The organism is Pantoea sp. F_5, assembly GCF_008631595.1.
In the GTDB taxonomy this organism is placed as follows: domain Bacteria; phylum Pseudomonadota; class Gammaproteobacteria; order Enterobacterales; family Enterobacteriaceae; genus Pantoea; species Pantoea gossypiicola.
This window is the reverse complement of sequence record NZ_VWUO01000002.1, coordinates 75,381-96,157: the sequence shown is the minus strand read 5'-3', so window position 1 is coordinate 96,157 and position 20,777 is coordinate 75,381. Positions and strand designations below refer to the sequence as shown.

At 54.8% G+C, this 20,777-nt stretch carries 21 protein-coding genes; 11 read left to right on the top strand and 10 right to left on the bottom strand.

What is annotated here, in order from left to right; genetic code table 11:
* Positions 1-20 precede the first annotated feature (20 nt).
* Together uvrC and uvrY are read right to left on the bottom strand one after the other, a co-directional pair.
* Positions 21-1,853, bottom strand: coding sequence for an excinuclease ABC subunit UvrC (uvrC, locus tag F3I44_RS02910; RefSeq protein WP_150009803.1), 1,833 nt, complete (start codon positions 1,851-1,853; stop codon positions 21-23).
* On the bottom strand, positions 1,846-2,505 hold the full coding sequence (uvrY, locus tag F3I44_RS02905) for a UvrY/SirA/GacA family response regulator transcription factor (protein ID WP_150009805.1): 660 nt from the start codon (positions 2,503-2,505) through the stop codon (positions 1,846-1,848). The genes uvrC and uvrY overlap by 8 nt, the downstream gene beginning before the upstream one ends.
* A gap of 431 nt (positions 2,506-2,936) precedes the next feature.
* Here uvrY and F3I44_RS02900 point away from each other — a divergent pair, with 431 nt between their 5' ends.
* The gene (locus tag F3I44_RS02900; protein ID WP_003849983.1) at positions 2,937-3,161 is read left to right on the top strand and encodes a DUF2594 family protein; all 225 of its coding nucleotides are present in this window, start codon (positions 2,937-2,939) and stop codon (positions 3,159-3,161) included.
* Between the two features lie 33 nt (positions 3,162-3,194).
* On the opposite strand, the gene F3I44_RS02895 is transcribed toward F3I44_RS02900, so the two are convergent.
* From F3I44_RS02895 to F3I44_RS02885, 3 genes are all read right to left on the bottom strand, one after another.
* Complete coding sequence (locus F3I44_RS02895; RefSeq protein WP_150009935.1) at positions 3,195-3,806, bottom strand: acyl-homoserine-lactone synthase; 612 nt, start codon at positions 3,804-3,806, stop codon at positions 3,195-3,197.
* Between the two features lie 122 nt (positions 3,807-3,928).
* Positions 3,929-4,651: a transcriptional regulator SdiA gene (sdiA, locus tag F3I44_RS02890; RefSeq protein ID WP_150009807.1), complete on the bottom strand. Its 723-nt coding sequence runs from the start codon at positions 4,649-4,651 to the stop codon at positions 3,929-3,931.
* A 1,172-nt stretch (positions 4,652-5,823) separates the two neighbouring features.
* The gene (locus tag F3I44_RS02885) at positions 5,824-6,519 is read right to left on the bottom strand and encodes an extensin family protein (RefSeq protein ID WP_150009809.1); all 696 of its coding nucleotides are present in this window, start codon (positions 6,517-6,519) and stop codon (positions 5,824-5,826) included.
* 286 nt (positions 6,520-6,805) lie between these two features.
* Between F3I44_RS02885 and cycA the strand changes: the two genes are divergently transcribed.
* The gene (gene cycA, locus F3I44_RS02880) at positions 6,806-8,200 is read left to right on the top strand and encodes a D-serine/D-alanine/glycine transporter (protein WP_150009811.1); all 1,395 of its coding nucleotides are present in this window, start codon (positions 6,806-6,808) and stop codon (positions 8,198-8,200) included.
* A gap of 45 nt (positions 8,201-8,245) precedes the next feature.
* Here cycA and F3I44_RS02875 read toward each other — a convergent pair whose 3' ends face one another.
* The gene (locus F3I44_RS02875; protein ID WP_150009813.1) at positions 8,246-9,220 is read right to left on the bottom strand and encodes a metal-dependent hydrolase; all 975 of its coding nucleotides are present in this window, start codon (positions 9,218-9,220) and stop codon (positions 8,246-8,248) included.
* Positions 9,221-9,258: 38 nt separating this feature from the next.
* Complete coding sequence (gene rutR, locus F3I44_RS02870; protein WP_033732203.1) at positions 9,259-9,894, bottom strand: HTH-type transcriptional regulator RutR; 636 nt, start codon at positions 9,892-9,894, stop codon at positions 9,259-9,261.
* Positions 9,895-10,200: 306 nt separating this feature from the next.
* Here rutR and rutA point away from each other — a divergent pair, with 306 nt between their 5' ends.
* From rutA to rutG, 6 genes are read left to right on the top strand one after another with little or no spacing between them, the layout of a single operon-like run.
* Positions 10,201-11,292 carry a pyrimidine utilization protein A gene (rutA, locus tag F3I44_RS02865; RefSeq protein ID WP_150009815.1) on the top strand — a complete coding sequence of 364 codons (1,092 nt, stop codon included), beginning with the start codon at positions 10,201-10,203 and terminating at the stop codon, positions 11,290-11,292.
* Entirely contained in the window at positions 11,292-12,005 is a 714-nt protein-coding gene (gene rutB / locus F3I44_RS02860) for a pyrimidine utilization protein B (RefSeq protein WP_150009937.1), read from the top strand. The genes rutA and rutB overlap by 1 nt, the downstream gene beginning before the upstream one ends.
* Before the next feature lie 20 nt (positions 12,006-12,025).
* Positions 12,026-12,421 (top strand): pyrimidine utilization protein C, encoded by a 396-nt coding sequence (gene rutC / locus F3I44_RS02855; RefSeq protein WP_150009817.1) that lies wholly within the window; start codon positions 12,026-12,028, stop codon positions 12,419-12,421.
* On the top strand, positions 12,421-13,230 hold the full coding sequence (gene rutD / locus F3I44_RS02850; protein WP_150009819.1) for a pyrimidine utilization protein D: 810 nt from the start codon (positions 12,421-12,423) through the stop codon (positions 13,228-13,230). Before rutC ends, rutD begins: the two co-directional genes overlap by 1 nt.
* 18 nt (positions 13,231-13,248) lie before the next feature.
* Positions 13,249-13,761: an NADH-dependent FMN reductase RutF gene (gene rutF, locus F3I44_RS02845; protein WP_150009821.1), complete on the top strand. Its 513-nt coding sequence runs from the start codon at positions 13,249-13,251 to the stop codon at positions 13,759-13,761.
* Positions 13,762-13,810: 49 nt separating this feature from the next.
* A complete protein-coding gene (rutG, locus tag F3I44_RS02840) occupies positions 13,811-15,139 on the top strand; it encodes a pyrimidine utilization transport protein G (RefSeq protein WP_150009823.1) in 1,329 nt (442 codons plus the stop codon).
* Here the strand turns inward: rutG and F3I44_RS02835 are convergent, their stop codons facing one another.
* Positions 15,140-16,054, bottom strand: coding sequence for a DMT family transporter (locus F3I44_RS02835; RefSeq protein ID WP_150009825.1), 915 nt, complete (start codon positions 16,052-16,054; stop codon positions 15,140-15,142). It lies immediately after the preceding gene.
* 96 nt (positions 16,055-16,150) lie between these two features.
* Positions 16,151-16,324, bottom strand: coding sequence for a general stress protein (locus F3I44_RS02830; protein ID WP_003850002.1), 174 nt, complete (start codon positions 16,322-16,324; stop codon positions 16,151-16,153).
* Between the two features lie 299 nt (positions 16,325-16,623).
* Here F3I44_RS02830 and wrbA point away from each other — a divergent pair, with 299 nt between their 5' ends.
* The 3 genes from wrbA to F3I44_RS02815 are packed head-to-tail and all read left to right on the top strand — an operon-like array spanning position 16,624 to position 18,900.
* Entirely contained in the window at positions 16,624-17,223 is a 600-nt protein-coding gene (gene wrbA / locus F3I44_RS02825) for an NAD(P)H:quinone oxidoreductase (RefSeq protein WP_150009827.1), read from the top strand.
* 20 nt (positions 17,224-17,243) lie between these two features.
* Positions 17,244-17,474: a YccJ family protein gene (locus F3I44_RS02820; RefSeq protein ID WP_003850006.1), complete on the top strand. Its 231-nt coding sequence runs from the start codon at positions 17,244-17,246 to the stop codon at positions 17,472-17,474.
* Between the two features lie 52 nt (positions 17,475-17,526).
* A complete protein-coding gene (locus F3I44_RS02815) occupies positions 17,527-18,900 on the top strand; it encodes an NAD-dependent succinate-semialdehyde dehydrogenase (protein ID WP_150009829.1) in 1,374 nt (457 codons plus the stop codon).
* Positions 18,901-18,965: 65 nt separating this feature from the next.
* Here the strand turns inward: F3I44_RS02815 and agp are convergent, their stop codons facing one another.
* A complete protein-coding gene (gene agp, locus F3I44_RS02810; RefSeq protein ID WP_190285883.1) occupies positions 18,966-20,681 on the bottom strand; it encodes a bifunctional glucose-1-phosphatase/inositol phosphatase in 1,716 nt (571 codons plus the stop codon).
* Positions 20,682-20,777 lie beyond the last annotated feature (96 nt).

Genomic DNA, 20,777 nt, shown 5'->3' with positions numbered 1-20,777 from the left:
TTGCCCCCCCCGTTTCAATGCTAGTGTTTCAGTGAGTAGTATATTTTTTCTGCCAGCGCGTGTGAGATACCCGGTACATTGGCGATCTCCTCTACCGACGCATTCATCAGCGGTTGCAGGCCCCCCATGTACTTGAGCAGTTGCTGACGTCGTTTTGGCCCCACCCCTTCGATGCTCTCCAGTGCACTGGTATTCTTTACTTTAGCCCGTTTTTTACGGTGGCCCGAAATAGCATGATTGTGAGCGTCGTCACGAATGTGCTGGATCACATGCAGCGCGGGCGAATCCGGTGGCAGCGAAACGCCCTCACCTTCCGCCTCAAAGAACAGCGTCTCCAGTCCGGCTTTACGATCGCTGCCTTTCGCAACGCCGAGTAAAATGGGCCGGTTTTTATCCCACGGCACATCCAGCTCTGCGAAAACCTGCTTTGCCTGAGAGAGCTGGCCTTTACCGCCATCGATCAGAATCACATCCGGGATTTTATCTTCTTCAATCGCCTTACCATACCGGCGTCGTAACACCTGATTCATGGCAGCGTAATCATCGCCCGGCGTAATACCGGTGATATTATAGCGACGATAGTCAGCACGCAGCGGACCGTTCTGGTCAAACACCACACAGGATGCGATGGTCTGCTCACCCATGGTGTGGCTGATATCGAAACACTCCATGCGCGTGATCCGGTCGAGCTCAAGGAACTCCGCCAGTGCCATCAGCCGCTGATGAATCGTGGAGTGCTGAGACAGACGCGTGGTTAATGCCGTCGCGGCGTTGGTGCGCGCCAGTTTAAGATAACGGGCGCGATCGCCACGCGGCTTGCTCTGGATATTCACCCGGCGTCCCGCCAGTGCACTGAGCGACTCCGCCAGCAGTTCGCGCTCCGGCAAGGTAAAGTCCAGCAGAATATCACCCGGCAGCGTGCGTGCCTCGCTGCCCTGCAGATAAAACTGCCCGACAAAGGTCTGAACCACTTCGGCAAGATCGGTATCTACCGGCACTTTCGGGAAGTAGCTGCGGCTGCCTAATACTTTACCCTGACGGATAAACAGCACGTGAAGACAGGCCATGCCCGCTTCATAAGCTACACCCATCACATCCAGATCATCACCCTGATTGGAAACAAACTGCTTTTCGGTGATGCGGCGTACGGCCTGAATCTGATCCCGCAGCCGTGCTGCTTCCTCGAAGCGCAGCCCAATGCTTGCTTCTTCCATGCGTTTGACCAGCTGATTGAGAACCTGATCGTCTTTACCGGCTAAAAACAGGCGCACGTAATCAGTCTGCTGCGCATACTCCTCTTCACTGACCAGGCCCGCGACACAGGGACCAAGACAGCGACCAATCTGATATTGCAGACAGGGCCGGGAGCGATTGCGGTAAACGCTGTTTTCACACTGGCGGATAGGAAAGACTTTTTGCAGCAGGCCCAGCGTTTCGCGCACCGCATAACCATTTGGAAACGGGCCAAAGTATTCACCTTTGGCATGCTTTGCGCCACGGTGCATCGCCAGCCGCGGATGGGTATCACTGCTAAGAAAAATGTAGGGATACGATTTATCGTCGCGCAGCAGTACGTTATAGCGCGGCTGATAGAGCTTGATGTAGTTATGCTCAAGCAGCAGCGCTTCGGTTTCGGTGTGGGTAACGGTGACATCGATGTGCTGGATATTGCTGACCAGCGCTTCGGTTTTGCGGCTGCCGACCTGGGTGCGGAAGTAGCTGGTGAGACGCTTCTTCAGGTCTTTGGCTTTGCCCACATAGATGACGGTGCCTGAGGCGTCATACATGCGGTAAACACCGGGTTTGCTGGTTACCGTACTCAGAAAGGCTCTGGAATCAAAAACGTCATTCACTACTGATTAACGGCTCCGCATTATAGAGGCCATGTCGAATGGCCAGATGCGTTAACTCTACGTCGCCACTGATATTCAGCTTACTGAACATCCGGTAACGGTAGCTGTTAACGGTTTTAGGACTGAGATTTAACTGCTCGGAAATTTCCGTCACCTTTTGTCCTCGGGTGATCATCAGCATAATCTGCAATTCCCTTTCCGACAAACAGCTAAAGGGCGATTCCGCTTTTTGCGGCTCAATCTGGCTCAGCGCCATCTGCTGAGCAATGTCTGACGCGATGTAGCGCTGACCGGCATTCACTGAGCGAATCGCGTTAATCACTTCCTGTGGCGCAGCACCTTTACTGAGGTAGCCTGCTGCACCCGCCTGCATAACCTTAGCAGGCAGCGGATTTTCCGTGTGAATAGTCAGCATGATAATTTTGATATCGGGATTATAACGCACGATTTTGCGCGTCGCCTCCAGTCCGCCGATCCCCGGCATGTTCATGTCCATGAGGACCACATCAACCTGATTGGTACGGCACCATCTGGCGGCATCCTCACCACAGTTGACCTCTCCGACCACAGCCAGGCCTTTCACATCCTCCAGGATGCGACGGATACCCGCGCGGACAAGTTCATGGTCATCAACAAGAAGCACACTGATCAACGGGGAAACTCCAGAGGCTAAAAAAGAAGAAGTAATTCACGATTTCAGGCGTTAATCATACCCGCTTTTACCTCAAAAGCACATCAACAAAGCAAAACAGTGTAAGTGTTACATCATTGCTGCCAGGTTTATCCAGACGAGATTGATGGACGGTTACGAACTGAGACCGGATGGCAAAAAAACCGTCAAATGATAGTTTTTTCAGTGCATTAGCACCGTCTCGCCTCAGGGTTCAGAGCCGTGCATCCTCGCGACTGCTGAGCCGATGAAGCCTGTGATTACTTTCAGCGATTGATTAGTTGTACTGGACAAACCAGCCTTTCCGGGCGAAGCGAAGCGGCCGTCTCAGCAACTTACTGCCTCTGTGATATACTCACGCACTGCTGTTCGGACAGTTTGTCGACACGTTGTCATTCACCAAGGAGAAACGCATGAGCGATGAAGATTTTGCAACTTCCCAGGAAGCCCGGAAATTAGCGGATGAAATCGCGGGGCTGAAGATGATGATCACCCTGATTCTGAAAGGTATGGGACAGGCTGATGCCGGAAAAGTGATTATTAACATGGAACGCTATGTGCAGACGCTGGGCGACAAGCCTCAGGCGGAAGTGTTCAGCAATACCATCAAACAGATTAAAACAGCCTACCGTCAGTAAGCTTTTTTGCCCCCAGCAGCGGGGGCAAATACGCTAACTGTGTGCCTGCCAGTTAACTGAAACGCCCAGCGTTGGCAGCACCTCTTCCGGGCTGAAACGACGTGTTCCCCGATATTTCTCTGCCAGAGTGGGTTGAACCACCGGAATACGGATCGCAAACAGATTATCTTCTGACAGAATGAGTCCCGGCGTCAGCGGCTCATATACCACGCCATGCTCCTCAAACATCTTCTCCAGCATCGGCGTTGCCGAACTGATGATGTACTCCATGCCGTTCAGCTCTGCCAGCTGTACCGCGTGCCAGAGAATATTCAGCGGCAGTTCAGCATCGACTTCCAGCCGTGCCGAGAAGCGCGACATCTCCCACACTTTTTCATGGCTGAAAGGCAGCACAATGCCCTCACTCTGCTCAGGTTCGAACCAGGGCATCAGACGCGCGCAGCCACTAATGCCCTCGCGCGCATTCCATGCGATTAGCCAGGTGACATCTGAACGATCGTAGCGATCATATTCCTGTCCTGGCGTGCTCAGGCGCGGGGGTATTGACCACCCTTCGCCGCGCGCAAAAACGCTATAACGGTAGCTGCCGAGTTCGGCAAGCAAAGAGGATGGCATATCCTTTAATTGCGTTTGCACTATTTTCATCATACGCCTCTGACATCCCCATGTTTGCAATGATTTCTTTGCGCCAGCCCGGCAAAGCCCCGGCGCAGGGTAGACAACAGACCTGTACAAAGGAACTGCCAAATGTAGCAGTTGTGTTATGTTCAAATCAGTCCGATTGCCGCTGCGTAGCAGGCAATCTGCGTTTTATTGGAAACATTGAAACGCTTTTGCATATTTTTTTGGTGAAAGTTAACGGTATGTTCAGAGATGGATAAAATAAGTGAAATTTCGACCGCCGTTTTTCCTTCGGCTGTCCACTTCAGAATTTCCAGCTCGCGCTGACTAAACGCTTTTTTTAGTACCATCATTGCATCATCGCTAAAGCGTTCCAGCGTATCCAGGCTTAGTTCCGCTAAAAGGTGTAGTTTCACCTCCAGCTCAGCATGGCGGAGCTGGACAGAAATGGGCTGTTGCGACGATATAGATAATATACCAATGACGCGATTTGGTGCCATTGCGGAGCAAGAAAATCCGCTCTGCAGCCCATATTCTCTCGCCTCATGCCAAAGATTGCCGGCGTCAGCGAACTGTTCTTCTATCCAGGCCATCCCTCTGCCCGGTCGCTGACACAATGTGAGCACCGGATCGACAGCGTAATAATTCTGCTTCTCATAACGGTTAACCCATAATTTGGGATAGGTGCTATGTAAATGAATACGCGGCCGGGTAAATGGCACCGGATGCTGAATCAAAAAGGCAAAATAATCGAAGCCTAATGATTCAGTAAACTGTTGCAATAACGCCTTCAATTCAGAAGAAGCCGTTAATGCCTGAAATTTTTCTTTCACCTCACTTCGCCAGGCGAAATAGTTTTCAGTACTCATATTGCCTCAGCGTTAATTTCACTCGCCCTTCCGGTATTATTCATTCGGATTCATCGGATAAATTTAATTAATAGTAGAAAATTAATTTATCGTTGAGGTGAACCCCTCACCCTATACAGCGCATAATGCCATTCACCGTTATGGCGCAGTGAAAAAATGCCCCAGCCCCAGTAATGTGAGGCCGGCCACAGCAATTTCAATCACCCCAGGAGAATAAGATTTTTCTGATAGAAATTCAATCCCTGGCAATGAATCAATTTTACCTCAGCTTTCGAAAAGCTGCCGGGAATATTGAATCGGTCTACGGGATGTTGAGTAAATAATGCGTAAACAATGCGTTAATTGCATCTCAATAAGCGAAGCGGCAGTCGAAAACTGCTGACATATTTTTTATCAGGAAATAAGCTCTGCTCGCCAGGCGATGTCCCATTGCTGCTATCAGTCCCTCTGTACGGAAGCACGCGCCTCTCTAACCGAAAAAGGTAACAGGTGCGCAGACTACATCTGCCGCCTCTCGATGCTGATTCTGCTCCCTTTTCCTTAGCTGTCCGACAGGCGTAGCGAAGAGTTGTTTAATAAGAATATTCTGCCCGGCTGCAATGACTAGCGGACAAATTGACCCGCTCAGCCCTTAAACAGTCTTTTTGAGTGCGAGTAATCTGAGCCGAAAGCAGGGCATTAAAGAAAATCAGCTTTATCTGTCTCCTGCCTTAACATAATACGTGGCGCAGATCACTATTTATTCCGATAGTACGTTATGGCAACAGTACGCTCAACGCTGACGCTATGTTAGTCATGAAAATCACTATACCGATAGTCACACACCTAAATCACTGAAAAATTCAAAGTGAAAAACCCCTATCGTTATTTGATGCTGCACACTTTATCGATGCAGTTAATTTCCCTTAATTCACTTTGCAGCCTCGTGAATTAATTTCATCCAGATGTTGCTCGCCCTGTTCAGATAAGACGGTGAAAGTTTACCGCTGATTGCATTTATGGGCACTTTTCTGTTGTAACTCACGGCCCTGAAAAAGGCTGCCCGATCGGCCGCCTGATTTGTTGCTGCTCATTGTCAGGTATGTCTGCGCTGGCAATGATAACTGGTTTAGTTTTTCCCTTACCGGCAGGTTGATTCTTAATCAAACACGGTCTTAATCCTGCCTGATGATTTATCGGCAGTAGCCCGCGCCACGCATACCCAGATGAAAATGTGAGGCGTGCGCGGCGTTGTAGTCCGGCCCCAGCGCATTGCCGAATACGTCACAGCCGCCACGCCACAGCGTGTGCAGCATGGCCGCTTTCTCTTTTGGCTGTTGCCAGTGACGACTGACCTCAAGCCGCTGGCCATCAGCCAGCTGGAAGCCGGTCACATCCCAGGCATCGGCGGTGGCATGCTCACTAAGCCGCCCCTCTGCGCGATGATAAATATTACGACAGGCATAGCTGCCGACATGGGTAATTCGTACCAGTGGACTGTGCATATCCCGGGCAATCTGTTCCCGGCTGCGCAGGGCATACATGGTGCTGGCGATGGCCATTGGACAGCTGGCGAGAAAGCTGCTGCTGAGGCTGACCGGGCCAAATTTCTGAATTCGCAGTGGATGGCTGATCGGACAGTTGCCCGTGACGGCCGGACGTTCGCTGAAACTGACCCATCCCGCCTGTTGGGCACGACGCATCACCGCCAGACATTCGTCGGGATCCTGGTCCAGCCTTTTCATCTTTATCTGCGTCATCCAGCCTGGAGGATCGGTGACGGAGAGCGGTATAAAAGGATTGAACTGCGGCGGGAGATGCTGCTTAAGCCAGGGTAAGCTGACCCATCCCAGCGCAATTAACAGCAGAAACAGGATAAGCGTGCGCATAATTCCCTTTGCAGCATAATGATTAATAACTAAAAAGTGTAGAAGCACATTCCGCTTCACGCCGTCTGCCTGACATAACGTGATGAATAATTACCCAGACTGACGCAGGATTGAACGAAACTGCCCGTTATTACGGCTTGCGGAGCATCAGGCTTCACAATTGATAAAAAAGCGTTACCCGATTCCGGCCCTCTTCCTCTATCTTATGCCCACTTGCCCCTTGGGCAGATGCGTTTACTAACAGCCAGCAGAGCTGACACAACATCAAGACAGGAAAGACAATTCTATGGTCGACCAATCTAAAGAAACCGCACGCGCGCACGACGCGCCCGACAAGCTACAGCGCAACCTGCATAATCGCCATATTCAGCTGATTGCCATAGGGGGTGCTATCGGTACTGGCCTGTTTATGGGTTCCGGTAAAACCATTAGCCTGGCTGGTCCCTCGATCATTTTCGTCTATATGATCATCGGCTTTATGCTGTTCTTCGTGATGCGCGCTATGGGAGAGCTGCTGCTTTCCAACCTTGAATACAAGTCTTTCAGCGATTTTGCCGCGGATCTGCTTGGACCGTGGGCGGGCTATTTTACCGGCTGGACTTACTGGTTCTGCTGGGTAGTCACCGGTATCGCCGACGTCGTGGCCATCAGCGCCTATTTCCAGCTCTGGTTCCCGGGCTTTTCGGTCTGGATGAGCGCCCTGCTCTGTGTGGTGGTTTTTCTGGCGCTGAACATCGCCACGGTTAAGCTGTTTGGTGAGCTGGAGTTCTGGTTCGCGATAATCAAAATCGTCGCCATTGTCGCGCTGATCGTCACAGGGATTGTGCTGGTATCGATTCACTACCCTTCACCCGGTGGCGGCACCGCGGCGCTGAGCAACATCTGGGATCACGGCGGGATGTTCCCGAAAGGACTCAGCGGCTTCTTTGCCGGATTCCAGATTGCAGTGTTTGCCTTTGTCGGCATTGAACTGGTCGGAACGGCAGCCGCTGAAACCCACGATCCACATAGAGTCTTACCGCGCGCGATTAACGCGATTCCACTGCGGGTCATCATGTTTTATGTGCTGGCGCTGATGGTGATCATGGCGGTGACGCCGTGGACCCAGGTGATGGCCGACCGCAGTCCGTTTGTCGAGATGTTCGTGCTGATTGGCCTGCCTGCTGCGGCGAGTATCGTTAACTTTGTCGTGCTGACCTCTGCCGCCTCTTCAGCCAACAGCGGCATCTTCTCCACCAGCCGTATGCTCTATGGCCTGTCGCAGCAAGGCGTCGCGAGCCGCGCGTTTGGCCGTCTCTCTGCCCGTGCGGTCCCGACTACCGGCCTGTTCTTCTCCTGCCTGTGTCTGCTGCTCGGTGTGGCGTTGATCTATCTGATCCCGGATGTGATGAAGGTCTTTACGCTGGTGACCACCGTTTCAGCCATTCTGTTTATGTTCGTCTGGACCATCATTCTGTGCAGCTATCTGGCTTACCGTAAAAAGCATCCTGAGCGCCATGCCAGATCGGCCTTTAAGATGCCACTGGGCAAATTTATGTGCTGGGTCTGCATGGCCTTCTTTGCATTTGTGCTGGTGCTGCTGACGCTGCAGGAAGATACGCGCCAGGCGCTGATGGTCACGCCTCTCTGGTTTGTGCTGCTGGGTGTGGGTTGGACGTTGCGTCATCGCCGCAGCCGTTAATCGCTGACGACATGTTAAAAGCCCGGTCCCCTGACCGGGCTTTTTTTACAGGCGTTCACCCAGCGCAGAGAAAATGGCGGACAACGTGGGGCGCTCATAAGGTAAGCGCTGCGGCCGCGAATCGGGCTGCTGAGGCGTGCCCAGGCCAAAGGTGAAGGTATAGTTATCGCCTTCGCCCATGCGCAGGTCGGCTATCGTGGTCTGCCCATCCTGCTCACGCAAAGCGTAGAAGCCGTGGCTGAACCAGGCGACACGTTCTGCATACCCGCTGCCCCGGAAGGCGTCGAACAGTTCAGGATGACGTGGATACCACGTGACCTGCAGCGGACGCGAGGGCGACAACAGTGACCAGTAAGCTTCGCCATAGCGATCCGCCGTCATAATTACGCTGCGCCAGACCAGGGTATTAAAGGCCGTAGGCGTCACCAGGACTTTATTGGCCGCAATGCCCTGCGCCGTCAGCGAATCACGAATCTGCCAGCCTGCCATGCCCTGAATGACCACGCTCCAGACCAGATAAAGCGTACTCAGCGCCAGCCCGATCCGGTTCCCGCGCATGCCTCTGTCACCACGACGCCACAGCGCGACACCCAGCCCTATCAGCAACGGCAGCGTATAGAAGGGATCGACGATGTAGATACTGCCAATGGCATAAGGATAATCGGTGATCGGCAGGCCAAGCTGGGTCCCATACACCGTCATTAAATCAAGCAGCGGATGAGTAATCAGCGCCAGCCAGACCGCGGGCCACCACACCGCCCACTTCACCCGCTGACGAAAAAGTCCTGCAATCCCCCATGCGATCAGAGGGGAGATCAGCGTAAGCCAGAGCAGCGCATGTGTTTCCGTGCGATGCAGCGTCATGTTGCGTATCGCATCGCCATGGTCAATAAACACATCCAGATCGGGTAAGGTGCCGCAGACGCCACCCACCAGCGCAGCCTGCCAGATCGGCACCCGACGTCCCATCACCGCCACACTGACCGAAGCACCCAATACCAACTGCGAAACAGAATCCATTGATTCACTCCGTCACCGAATTGTGAATGTGTCCTGAATTAGCGTACGCGAATTCCTTCAATGATCATTCGCTGGACGTTTTCGACGGTCTGATCGAAAAACGCCGGATCGCTGAGCGTCTGACCAGTCACGGCCTCAACCTGGGTGGCAAAGTCGGCGTAATGTTGCGTGGTGGCCCACAGCATAAAGATCAGGTGCTGTGGCTGTACGCCCGCCAGCCGTCCTTCATCAATCCAGCGTTCAATAATAGCCGCTTTGTCATCCACCAGTTGTTTGAGATCGCCCGCCAGTTCTCCTTTCAGTAAGGGTGCGCCCTGCAGCATCTCCAGGCAGAACAGCCGGGAAGCCTGCGGATGATCGCGCGATACTTCCAGCTTTAGCCGGATATAACGCCGTATGGCCACCAGCGGATCCTGATCGTGCGCAAGCGCGCGCAAGGGTGCCAGCCAGACATCCAGAATCTGTTTAAGCACCGCCACATAGAGCACTTCTTTAGAGGGAAAATAGTAGAGCAGATTAGTTTTAGAGACATCGGCCCGTTCGGCCACCTTATCGAGGCTGGTGCCGTGAATGCCAAACTGTGAGAAGAAGGTTAACGCCGCTTCCAGTATGGCAGCCCGCTTCGCTGCCACCGCACGCGAACGACGCGTTGGCTTTTTTTCATCGCTATTCACACGTTTACCTCATCCTTCTGGTGTCAGCGCATCATAGCAAAGGGATGAGTCGCTGCCCAATCCGCGCCCTGCACCTTTTTTGCTCAGCCTGCATGCAAAATGTGCAGTGAATTTTGACCAGATGGTCCGAAATGGACCAGTTACTCCACTTACCTCTTATGGGTTAATTTTAACTATTTGTTATTTATAAGAATAAAAAATGTGGCACACCGTTTGCAGAATTGTGACTGAGCGCAGCTTATACGGATGTAGCAGGATGCAGTGCAGCGCGTGAAACACCTTTCCCCCATCGCAACGAGGTTTCACATGAAGATAGGCGTCTTTATTCCGATTGGTAACAATGGCTGGCTGATTTCGTCCAACGCGCCGCAGTACATGCCGACCTTTGAACTGAACAAAGCCATCGTGCTGAAAGCAGAGCATTACCACTTCGACTTTGCGCTCTCGATGATCAAACTGCGCGGCTTCGGCGGAAAAACAGAGTTCTGGGATCATAACCTGGAGTCATTCACCCTGATGGCGGGCCTGGCGGCCGTCACCTCACGCATCGAAATCTACGCCACCGCGGCCACCCTGACGCTGCCTCCGGCGATTGTGGCGCGCATGGCATCCACGATTGATTCCATTTCAGGCGGTCGTTTCGGCGTTAATCTGGTGACCGGCTGGCAGAAACCAGAATATGAACAGATGGGAATGTGGCCAGGCGATGAGTACTTCGGCAGCCGTTATTCTTATCTGACCGAGTACGTTACCGTGCTGCGCGACCTGTGGGGCACCGGAAAATCGGACTTCAAAGGTGAGTTCTTCACGATGAATGACTGCCGCGTCAGTCCACAGCCGCAGCGTCCGATGAAGGTGATCTGCGCCGGACAGAGCGATGCCGGTATGGCCTTCTCCGCTCAGCACGCCGATTACAACTTCTGCTTCGGCAAAGGGGTTAACACGCCTGCTGCGTTCAGTTCGACTTCGATTCGCATGAAGCAGGCCGCAGAAAAAGCGGGCCGCGAAGTCGGCTCCTACGTACTGTTTATGATCATTGCCGCCGAAACAGATGAAGAGGCGCGGGCTAAGTGGGAACACTACAAAGCTGGTGCAGACGAAGAGGCGCTCTCGTGGCTCACTACCCAGAGTCAACAGGATACCAAATCAGGCAGCGACACCAATGTGCGCCAGATGGCAGACCCGACCTCGGCCGTCAACATCAATATGGGTACCCTGGTGGGGTCATACGCCAGCGTGGCGCGGATGCTGGATGAAGTGGCGCAGGTTGAAGGCACTCACGGTGTGCTGCTGACCTTTGATGATTTCCTGCAAGGTATTGAGAACTTCGGACAACACATCCAGCCGCTGATGAGCTGTCGCAGCGCCCTGCTGGACGCACAGAAGGAGGTGGCATGATGAATACTGTTTACTGCGCCCACACGCCGGATGTTCCGCAGGTTGAACTGCCTGCTCGTCCGGAGCCGATCGCTTTTCCGCCAGGCCAGACGGCGCTGATTGTCGTGGATATGCAGAACGCCTATGCCACTGAAGGGGGTTACCTCGACCTGGCGGGCTTTGATGTTTCCGCGACGAAGCCAGTGATTGCGAAGATCCACCAGGCGGTGACGGCGGCGCGTGCGGCCGGCGTGCAGATCATCTGGTTCCAGAACGGCTGGGACAGTGACTACGTTGAAGCCGGAGATACCGGTTCCCCCAACTTTCACAAATCGAATGCGCTGAAAACCATGCGTAAACGGCCCGAACTGCAGGGCTCGCTGCTGTCAAAAGGCGGCTGGGATTATGCGCTGGTCGATGAGCTGGTGCCACAAGCCGGTGACATCGTGCTGCCAAAATCGCGTTACAGCGGCTTCTATAACACCCCGCTCGACAGCATGCTGCGCAGTCGCGGGATCCGTCATCTGATTTTCACCGGCATCGCCACCAATGTCTGTGTGGAATCGACGCTGCGTGACGGCTTCTTTCTGGAGTACTTCGGCGTGGTGCTGGAAGACGCCACCTATCAGGCTGGCCCGCCCTTTGCTCAGCAGGCGGCGCTGTTCAATATTGAAACCTTTTTTGGCTGGGTATCGGATGTCGATACCTTCTGCGAAAGCCTGAATGCCCGCTAACCCACGAAGAGGATGTCGCTATGCCGAAAAGTAGTATTGTGCCGCCAGGCACCACGGCCCCCATCGCCCCATTTGTCCCCGGCACGCTGGCGGATGGCGTGGTCTATGTCTCGGGTACGCTGCCGTTTGATGGTGACAACAACGTGGTCCATGTGGGTGATGCCGCCGCGCAGACCCGTCATGTGCTGGAAACCATTAAAAAGGTGATTGAGACCGCCGGTGGCAACATGGCCGATGTGACGTTTAACTCGATCTTTATCACCGACTGGTCGAATTACGCCGCGGTAAATCAGGTTTATGCCGAATATTTCCCCGGTGAAAAGCCTGCCCGTTTCTGCATTCAGTGCGGGCTGGTCAAGCCTGACGCGCTGATTGAGATCGCCAGCGTGGCGCACATCGGCAAGCCGGAGGTCTGATGCAGCTGGATATTCTGGGTCTGCAGAATCCCGAGGCAACGACGCTGGTGCTCTCTTCCGGTCTGGGTGGCGTGGCGGGTTTCTGGCAGCCGCAGCTGGCGGCGCTGACAGCACGCTATCGGGTCGTGCTCTATGACCAGCGCGGCACCGGTCGCAGCACGGACAGCTTACCGGAAGGCTACAGCATGGCGATGATGGCGGCGGAGCTGGCCGACGCGCTGGCGCAACACGGCATTCTGCGCTTCAGCCTGATCGGTCATGCGCTGGGCGGTCTGGTGGGAATGCAGCTGGCGCTGGATTATCCGGATCGGATCGAACGGATCGTCGTGATCAATGGCTGGCTGACACTGCATCCGCATACCCGCCGCTGCTTCCAGGTGCGGCAGGATCTGCTGCTCAATGTCGGCGTCGAAGCTTTCGTCCGCGCTCAGCCGTTGTTTCTCTATCCTGCTGAATGGATGGCCGATAATCAGACGCGTCTGGAGCAGGAAGATAGCCATCACGTCACGCATTTTCAGGGGATGGAAAATCTGATGCGACGGCTGCATGCCCTGATGAGCGCCGACTTCAGCGCACGGGCTGCCACCATCCCGCAACCGGTGCTGGTGATTGCCAGCCAGGACGATCTGCTGGTGCCGTGGAGCTGTTCAACCGAGCTGGCCGCGGCGCTGCCGAACGCCACTGAAGAGATGATGACCTGGGGCGGCCACGCTATGAGCGTTACTGACCCCGAAAAATTCAATGCCCTGCTGCTGCAGTGGCTGGATCAGACTGATGACGTGCAGCCGTTGCAGCGCGTCGCCGGATAGCCCTTAACGGAGAAGACTATGAGCCTGGATACCCTTACCCCCGCCGTTGAGAAAACGGCGTTTCGTCATGCGATGTCTCGACTGGGCGCTGCGGTCAACATCATCACGACGGAAGGTCCTGCCGGACGCGCAGGCTTTACCGCCTCAGCGGTGTGCAGCGTCACCGATTCGCCGCCCACGCTGCTGGTCTGCCTGAACCGCTCGGCCTCGGTCTATCCGGTGTTCCGCGAAAACATGCAGCTCTGCGTTAATACGCTGGCGGCGGGACACGAAGCGCTCTCCACTCTGTTTGGCGGGAAAACGCCGATGGCCGAGCGTTTTAGTGCCGCTGAGTGGTCGACGGCCGTGACCGGCTCGCCAGTACTGAGCGGCGCGGTTGCCTCCTTTGACTGCCGCATTACGCAGATTGTCAGCGTCGGTACGCATGACACGCTGTTCTGTGAAGTCGTGGGCATAGTGCGAAATGATGATACCCACGGCCTTATGTGGTTTGACCGGGGCTATCATCCCCTGATGCGGCAGGAAGCCTGATAACTCTTCCCTGAAATTTACCGGCATTCATCACGCTCTGGAGTAGACGATGGCACGATCATGGTTTCCGCAATGGCAAAAGAAGTCGGCACTGACTGAAAACGGCATTATCGCCCCGGATGAAACACTGCCGCTGGGGCAGACGCTGGTGCTGGGTTTGCAGCACGCGGTGGCGATGTTTGGCGCAACGGTGCTGATGCCGCTGCTGATGGGGCTGGATCCCAATCTGGCGATTCTGGTCTCGGGTATTGGCACCCTGCTGTTCTTCTTTATAACCGGTGGTCGCGTGCCCAGCTATCTCGGGTCGAGCGCCGCCTTTGTTGGCGTAGTGATTGCGGTGACCGGCTTCAGCGGTCAGGGGCTGAATCAAAACCTCAGCGTGGCGCTGGGCGGCGTTATCGCCTGCGGCATACTCTACACGCTGATTGGGCTGGTGGTCATGAAGTCCGGCACACGCTGGATCGAAAACCTGATGCCGCCGGTAGTGACCGGCGCGGTGGTGATGGCGATCGGGCTGAATCTGGCCCCCATCGCGGTTCATAGCGTCTCCGCCTCTTCATTCGACAGCTGGGTCGCGGTGATGACCGTACTCTGTATCGGTCTTGTGGCGGTGTTTACCCGCGGGATGGTACAGCGTCTGCTGATTCTGGTCGGCCTGATTATGGCCTGGGCGATCTATGCGCTGCTGACTAACGTTCTGGGGCTAGGCAAGCCGGTCGATTTTACGCTGCTGTCACAGGCAGCCTGGTTTGGCCTGCCGCATACCACCACACCGACCTTTGATCTGCAGGCGATGGTGCTGATCGCCCCCGTCGCCATTATCCTGGTGGCGGAAAATCTGGGGCATCTGAAAGCCGTGGCGGGCATGACTGGCCGTAACCTCGACCCTTACATGGGACGCGCCTTTGTGGGCGATGGACTGGCCACAATGCTCTCCGGCTCGATTGGCGGCAGTGGCGTAACCACCTATGCTGAGAACATCGGGGTGATGGCCGTGACTAAGGTCTACTCCACGCTGGCGTTTGTCGCCGCAGCTGTTATCGCCATCCTCGCCGGTTTCTCACCAAAGTTTGGTGCGCTGATCCACACCATTCCGGCCCCGGTGATTGGCGGCGCATCCATTGTGGTGTTTGGGCTGATTGCGGTGGCGGGCGCACGCATCTGGGTGCAGAACCACGTCGATTTAGGTCAGAACAGTAACCTGATTATGGTCGCCACCACGCTGGTGCTCGGCGCAGGGGATTTCGCGCTGAAAATCGGCTCTTTCACGCTTGGCGGGATCGGCACTGCTACCTTTGGCGCGATTATCCTCAATGCCATTCTGCGCCGACGCAGTGCGACACAGCAGGATGAACCGCTGGCGCGACAACAGGGTTAACTACTCCAGCGGTGTAGCAGCAGGCTGCACCGCTTTTTTCCGTTTCAGCCGTAGTTCACTGACGATAACCCCGCAGACAATCAGCGCTCCACCCAGCAACGCCAGCGCAGGCAGTCGCTCACCGGCAATACGCCCTACCACGCCCGCCCAGACCGGTTCCCCGGCATAAATCACCGTTGCGCGGGTTGGCGAAACGCTGCGTTGCGCCCAGTTCATGGTGACCTGAATCAGGGCGCTGGCCGCGCCCAGCCCCAGCGCGCTGAGCAGCAGTGGCGTTGAGATCGCGGGCACCGTTTCGCCATTGGGGATCATCAGCGCAAAAGCACACAGTGACGCCACCGCCAGCTGGATTAGCGTCACGCGGCGTACATCAACCTGACCGGCATAGCGGCTGATTAAGATAATCTCGGCGGCAATCGCCAGGGTACTGAGCAGTGTCGCTATTTCACCGGCGTTCAGGCTGATACGGCCATCCTGCGGCCCCGCCACCAGCAGCAGGCCGGTAAATGCCAGCACAATCCCCAGCCACGACATTAATCCCGGCGGACGGCGTAAAAACAGCCACTGCAGTAGCGGCACCACCGGAACATAAAGCGCAGTAAGAAAGGCGGACTGACTGCTGGAAATAGTCTGCATGCCCCAGGTCTGAAGACCATAACCTCCGGCAATAGACAGGCCAATCAGTGCGCCCGCTTTCACTTCCAGCCAGGTCATGCCGGCCAGATAACGGCGAAAAAAGAGCGCCAGCAGCAGTGCGGCAGTGGCAAAACGCAGGCCGACAAAGAAGAACGGGCCGGCGTGCTGCATCGCACGATGCACCACCAGAAAGGTGCCGCCCCAGATCATGGTGATAAACAGTAATACCAGCTCCTGCCGCGTCAGGCGCAGGGTTAAACCGCGGGGTGTGTCCGACATAATTCACCTGATGATGTGTCCGGACGATATTGTGGGTAGAGCGAGCGGGAAAAGCAACGACGTTAACCGCCGGCCTCAACCGGCGGCAGAGTGGGATTATGCGTCCGCTTTTTTTGGACTACTGCGCCCGCCCTTCTCACCGGCACGCGCGGCGCGCTGCGGATCGTTTTTGAAATTACCGCCGCTGTTTTTGCCCCCTTTACGCCCTGCTTCTGCGGCACGTTCACGGTTCTCAGCAAAATTTCCTGAACCTCCACGATGTGCTGTCATGATTTGCTCCTGTCGCGTAGTGCGATAAATAAGAATGAAATAGCAGAGAGCTGACGGCCAGAAGCCGAATTCAACTCATGGTTAAATAATAGCCAGATTCTGCTTTAACTCGCCCGACAGTCACATTTAGCAACAGAGTAATCACCAGCAATTTGATTAAACAACGAACATTCTGCCAGCTTACAACCGATTAGCTGCAGATTTAATGCCCGACTCATCTACTGCGGACTAACCATCGCCTGCGTAAAACGAAAGCTCTTCTATACTTTTCTGGACGTCAAAACCACCTGGAGAGATTTATGGCCAAAATTCTGGTGCTCTATTACTCGATGTACGGACATATTGAAACGATGGCGAACGCGGTTGCAGAAGGCGCTCGTCGGGTTCCCGGTGCGGAAGTGGATATCCTGCGGGTACCAGAAACGATGGAGGCCGATCGCTTTGCACAGGTGGGCGGTAAAACCAATCAGCAGGCAGCAGAAGCGACGCCTGAGGTATTGCCGCAGTATGACGCGATTATCATCGGCACCCCGACCCGCTTTGGCAACATGTCCGGACAGATGCGCACATTCTGGGACCGCACCGGCGGTCTCTGGGCGTCAGGCGCGCTGTTTGGCAAGGTTGCCAGCGTCTTTACCTCAACCGGCACCGGCGGCGGTCAGGAACAGACCATTACCTCGGTCTGGACCACGCTGGCGCATCACGGCATGGTCATTGTGCCTATCGGCTACGGCACCAAAGAGTTGTTCGATATCTCACAGGTTCGCGGTGGCACGCCTTATGGTGCGACCACGCTGGCGGGTGGCGATGGTTCGCGTCAGCCGACAGAAGCGGAACTGAATATTGCCCGTTTCCAGGGTGAACATGTTGCCGGACTGACAGTGAAACTGCAGGACTGATTTAAACAAAGGAGAAAAATATGTCTACTGAACAATCGAAAGCACACCACGTTGGCGAATGGGCCAGTCTGCGTCATACCTCCCCTGAAATTGCCGAGGCCATTTTCGAAGTGGCCAATTACGATGAAAGACTGGCAGAAGAGATCTGGCGTCAGCAAGGCAGCGATGACGTGCTGATCCGTGCCTTCGAAAAAACCGATAAAGATCTCCTGACCTGGGATGACAAGCCCGTAGAACGTAAGAACGTCTGATTCAGGGGCGGGACCTTCCCGCCCTCATTTTTAGCTCACCAAGGAGTACGCTATGTCTTCCTATCAAAGCATTAATCCCGCCAATAACCAGTTGCTGAAAAGCTGGCCGTCGCATGATGAGGCCGCTGTCAGCCATGCCCTGGACGTCGCCGATCGCCTGTTCCATTCGTCATGGAGCAAAGGTGAAATCCAGCCACGTCTGCAGGTACTGAAAAAACTGGCTGACCTGATTGATAGCCGTGCGGAAGAACTGGCCACCATCGCCAGTAAAGAGATGGGGAAACTGATTGGTCAGAGCCGTGGCGAAGTGAAAATCTGTTCGCAGATTGCCCGCTACTACGCAGAGAATGCGGAACGTATTCTGCAGCCGCAGTCCTATCCCAGCGAACTGGGTGAAGCCTGGGTTGAGTATCACCCGATTGGTGTGTTAGTTGCTGTCGAGCCGTGGAACTTCCCTTACTACCAGCTGATGCGCGTGCTGGCCCCTAACCTGGCGCTGGGTAACCCGGTGCTGGCAAAACATGCCAATATCGTGCCGCACTGTGCCGATGTCTTTGAAAAGCTGGTGCGTGAAGCGGGTGCACCTGAAGGGGCCTGGACTAACCTGTTCATCTCCACCGATCAGGTTGCCGATCTGATTGCTGATGACCGGGTTCAGGGTGTTGCTCTGACCGGTTCCGAGCGCGCGGGCAGTGCGGTGGCTGAGCAGGCCGGTAAGCATCTGAAAAAATCGACGCTGGAACTGGGCGGCAATGATGTGTTTGTTGTGCTGGACGATGCCGATCTCGACGAAGCCGTCCGTCAGGGTGTGCAGGCGCGTCTCAGCAACTGCGGCCAGGTCTGTACCGCCGCAAAACGTTTCATTCTGCATGAGAAGATTGCCGATCGCTTTATCAGCCAGTTCAGTGCCGCACTGAGTTCCGCCACGCTGGGCGATCCGCTGGATGAGAAAACCACGCTTGGCCCGCTCTCTTCCGCTGACGCGCGCGACCGTCTGGTAAAACAGGTAGACGAAGCCGTCGCCAATGGCGCAAAACTGGTGACGGGTGGCAAAGCCGTTGAAGGTACAGGTTGCTTCTATCAGCCCACCATTCTGACTGGCATTACCCCGGATAATCCTGCCTATTATCAGGAGTTCTTCGGCCCGGTGGCGCAGGTTTATGTTGTGGGTGACGATCAGGCGGCTGTAGCGCTGGCGAACGACTCCCACTATGGACTGGGTGGGTCGGTCTGGACCCGTGACATTGCACGGGGTCGGAAACTGGCTTCCGCCATTGAAACGGGCATGGTGTTTATCAACTCTCAGAGCGATACCTCTGCTGAGCTGCCGTTTGGTGGTGTGAAACGTTCAGGCTATGGTCGTGAGCTTTCTGATCTGGGCATCAAAGAGTTTGCTAACCAGAAACTGGTGGTCGTGGCGGGTTAATCGTTCTGCAGCCATAAAAAAACCCCGTCGCGACGGGGTTTTTTATTATCGGCCGTAAAGCGCAATTACTGTGTGGCCACAGCCGCTGACGTTGAATTGTCATCTTTCGTGGTTGCAGGCGCTTTTGCAGCGTCAGCTTTGTCAGTCGTGGCTTTATTATCACTGGCTGATTCTGCTGCATTGTCGGCTTTCGATTTCTCAGCAGCGGCTTTTTCTTCTGCTGCTTTGTCAGCTTTTGCCTTTTCAGCTGCGGCTTTTTCAGCTGCAGCTTTATCCGCTTTTGCCTTTTCTGCTTTTGCCTTTTCTGCGGCAGCTTTATCGGCTGCGGCTTTATCCGCTTTCGCTTTTTCAGCAGCGGCTTTGTCCGCATCTGACTTATCAGCGGCAGCTTTATCTGCGTCAGATTTCTCTTTGGCTGCGGTTGCTTTGTCCGCTTCAGCTTTATTGGCTGCAGCATCCTGCGTCGCAGCGGCTTTCGCACTGTCATCGTCAGCCTGAGCTGCCGGTTGTGGTGCCGCAGCAGGCTGCATCGGTGTACCCTGCAGTGCAGCATTCAGCACCTGAGAGAACTGATCCCAGCTGCAATAGCCATTCGCATCGGCTTCACAACCCGCCAGCTGCAGCGTCACGCGCTTCGGTGGGTTCTTCAGGCTCAGTACATCCGCATTGCGTAGCTGATCGGCGGTCTGATAGACATACTCCACCTTGAGCAGGTCTTTATCGTTTTTTGCATCATGCCAGCGTTCGAAAACAACCTGACCGCCAATTGGCGTTTTTTCCCAGGTGTCAGGCAGCTCATAAGGCTTGACCTGCAGCGCGCTCAGCAGTGAAGCGATGTTCGAGTCATGGCCGACCATCAGCGTGATTTTCGGCGCGTTGGCTTTGTCCTGATCCACTAACTGACTGCGGATGTAATCCACCAGCGGTGCTGCCACTTCACGGGAAACGTCCGGGCTGGTGAACAGCGCATCCTGATAACCATTTTTAATCGCTGACAGCTCTTTCCACTGTTCCGGCGTTTTGATCTGGCCCCAGGCAACCTGGTCCAGCGGGAAACCTTCGTAATATTGCAGCGTGAACGCATCCATCAGCGAATTACCCACTTTCAGCGGACCGCTGACACCAGGCTCTTTACCGTTTTCAGCGCTGAAGGTGTTCTGACCACTGCTAAGGTCGCACCGCTTTTTATTGTTACAGGCAGGAGAAGCTTTGTAGTCGACAATCTTTTCCAGCCGCTGGAAGGCAGGCTTCAGTGACAGTTTTTCATTGGCAGCGGCCATGGCGGCCAGCGCTTTTTTATTGAAGGCTTCGCTGTCATCAGTGATGACCGGATTGAAGACAGGATCCATGGAACCCATTTCATCCTGATGCGTGACGGCAACGTCACAGCCTGGGAAGGCGCCATTGACAAAGAACTGCGCGGTAGCGACAGTGCGCTGCAGGCTGTTCGCATAAACAAAGACATTATTGCTGTCAGGACAGCTACCGTTCTTCACCAGGCCCTGCTGTGCCAGCCACTGACGGGTGTAGTTACCCATGTAGACTTCCAGCACACCACCTTTCGTAGTCAGCTGTCCGCCGGGAACATCCCACTGCGGCCAGCTCTTTTTGGTCGACTGCTCCAGCACGCTGCCATTATCGGCCAGCGGCGCGCGCAGATTGTGACGGCTTAACATCAGCACCTGTTGCAGCTGCATATCGCCATCAGCAGCAAATGCTACCGTTCCGACCGGCAATGCAGCGAGCACTGACAATGCGCAAAGACTCAGTTTCTTGATCATTGTGCCTATTCCATTCATTCAGTAAAGAAACACTCTGGCTATCAACCGATTAGCTCGCCTCAGAGCGATGTATTTAACAGTGTAACTCAGCTCGCC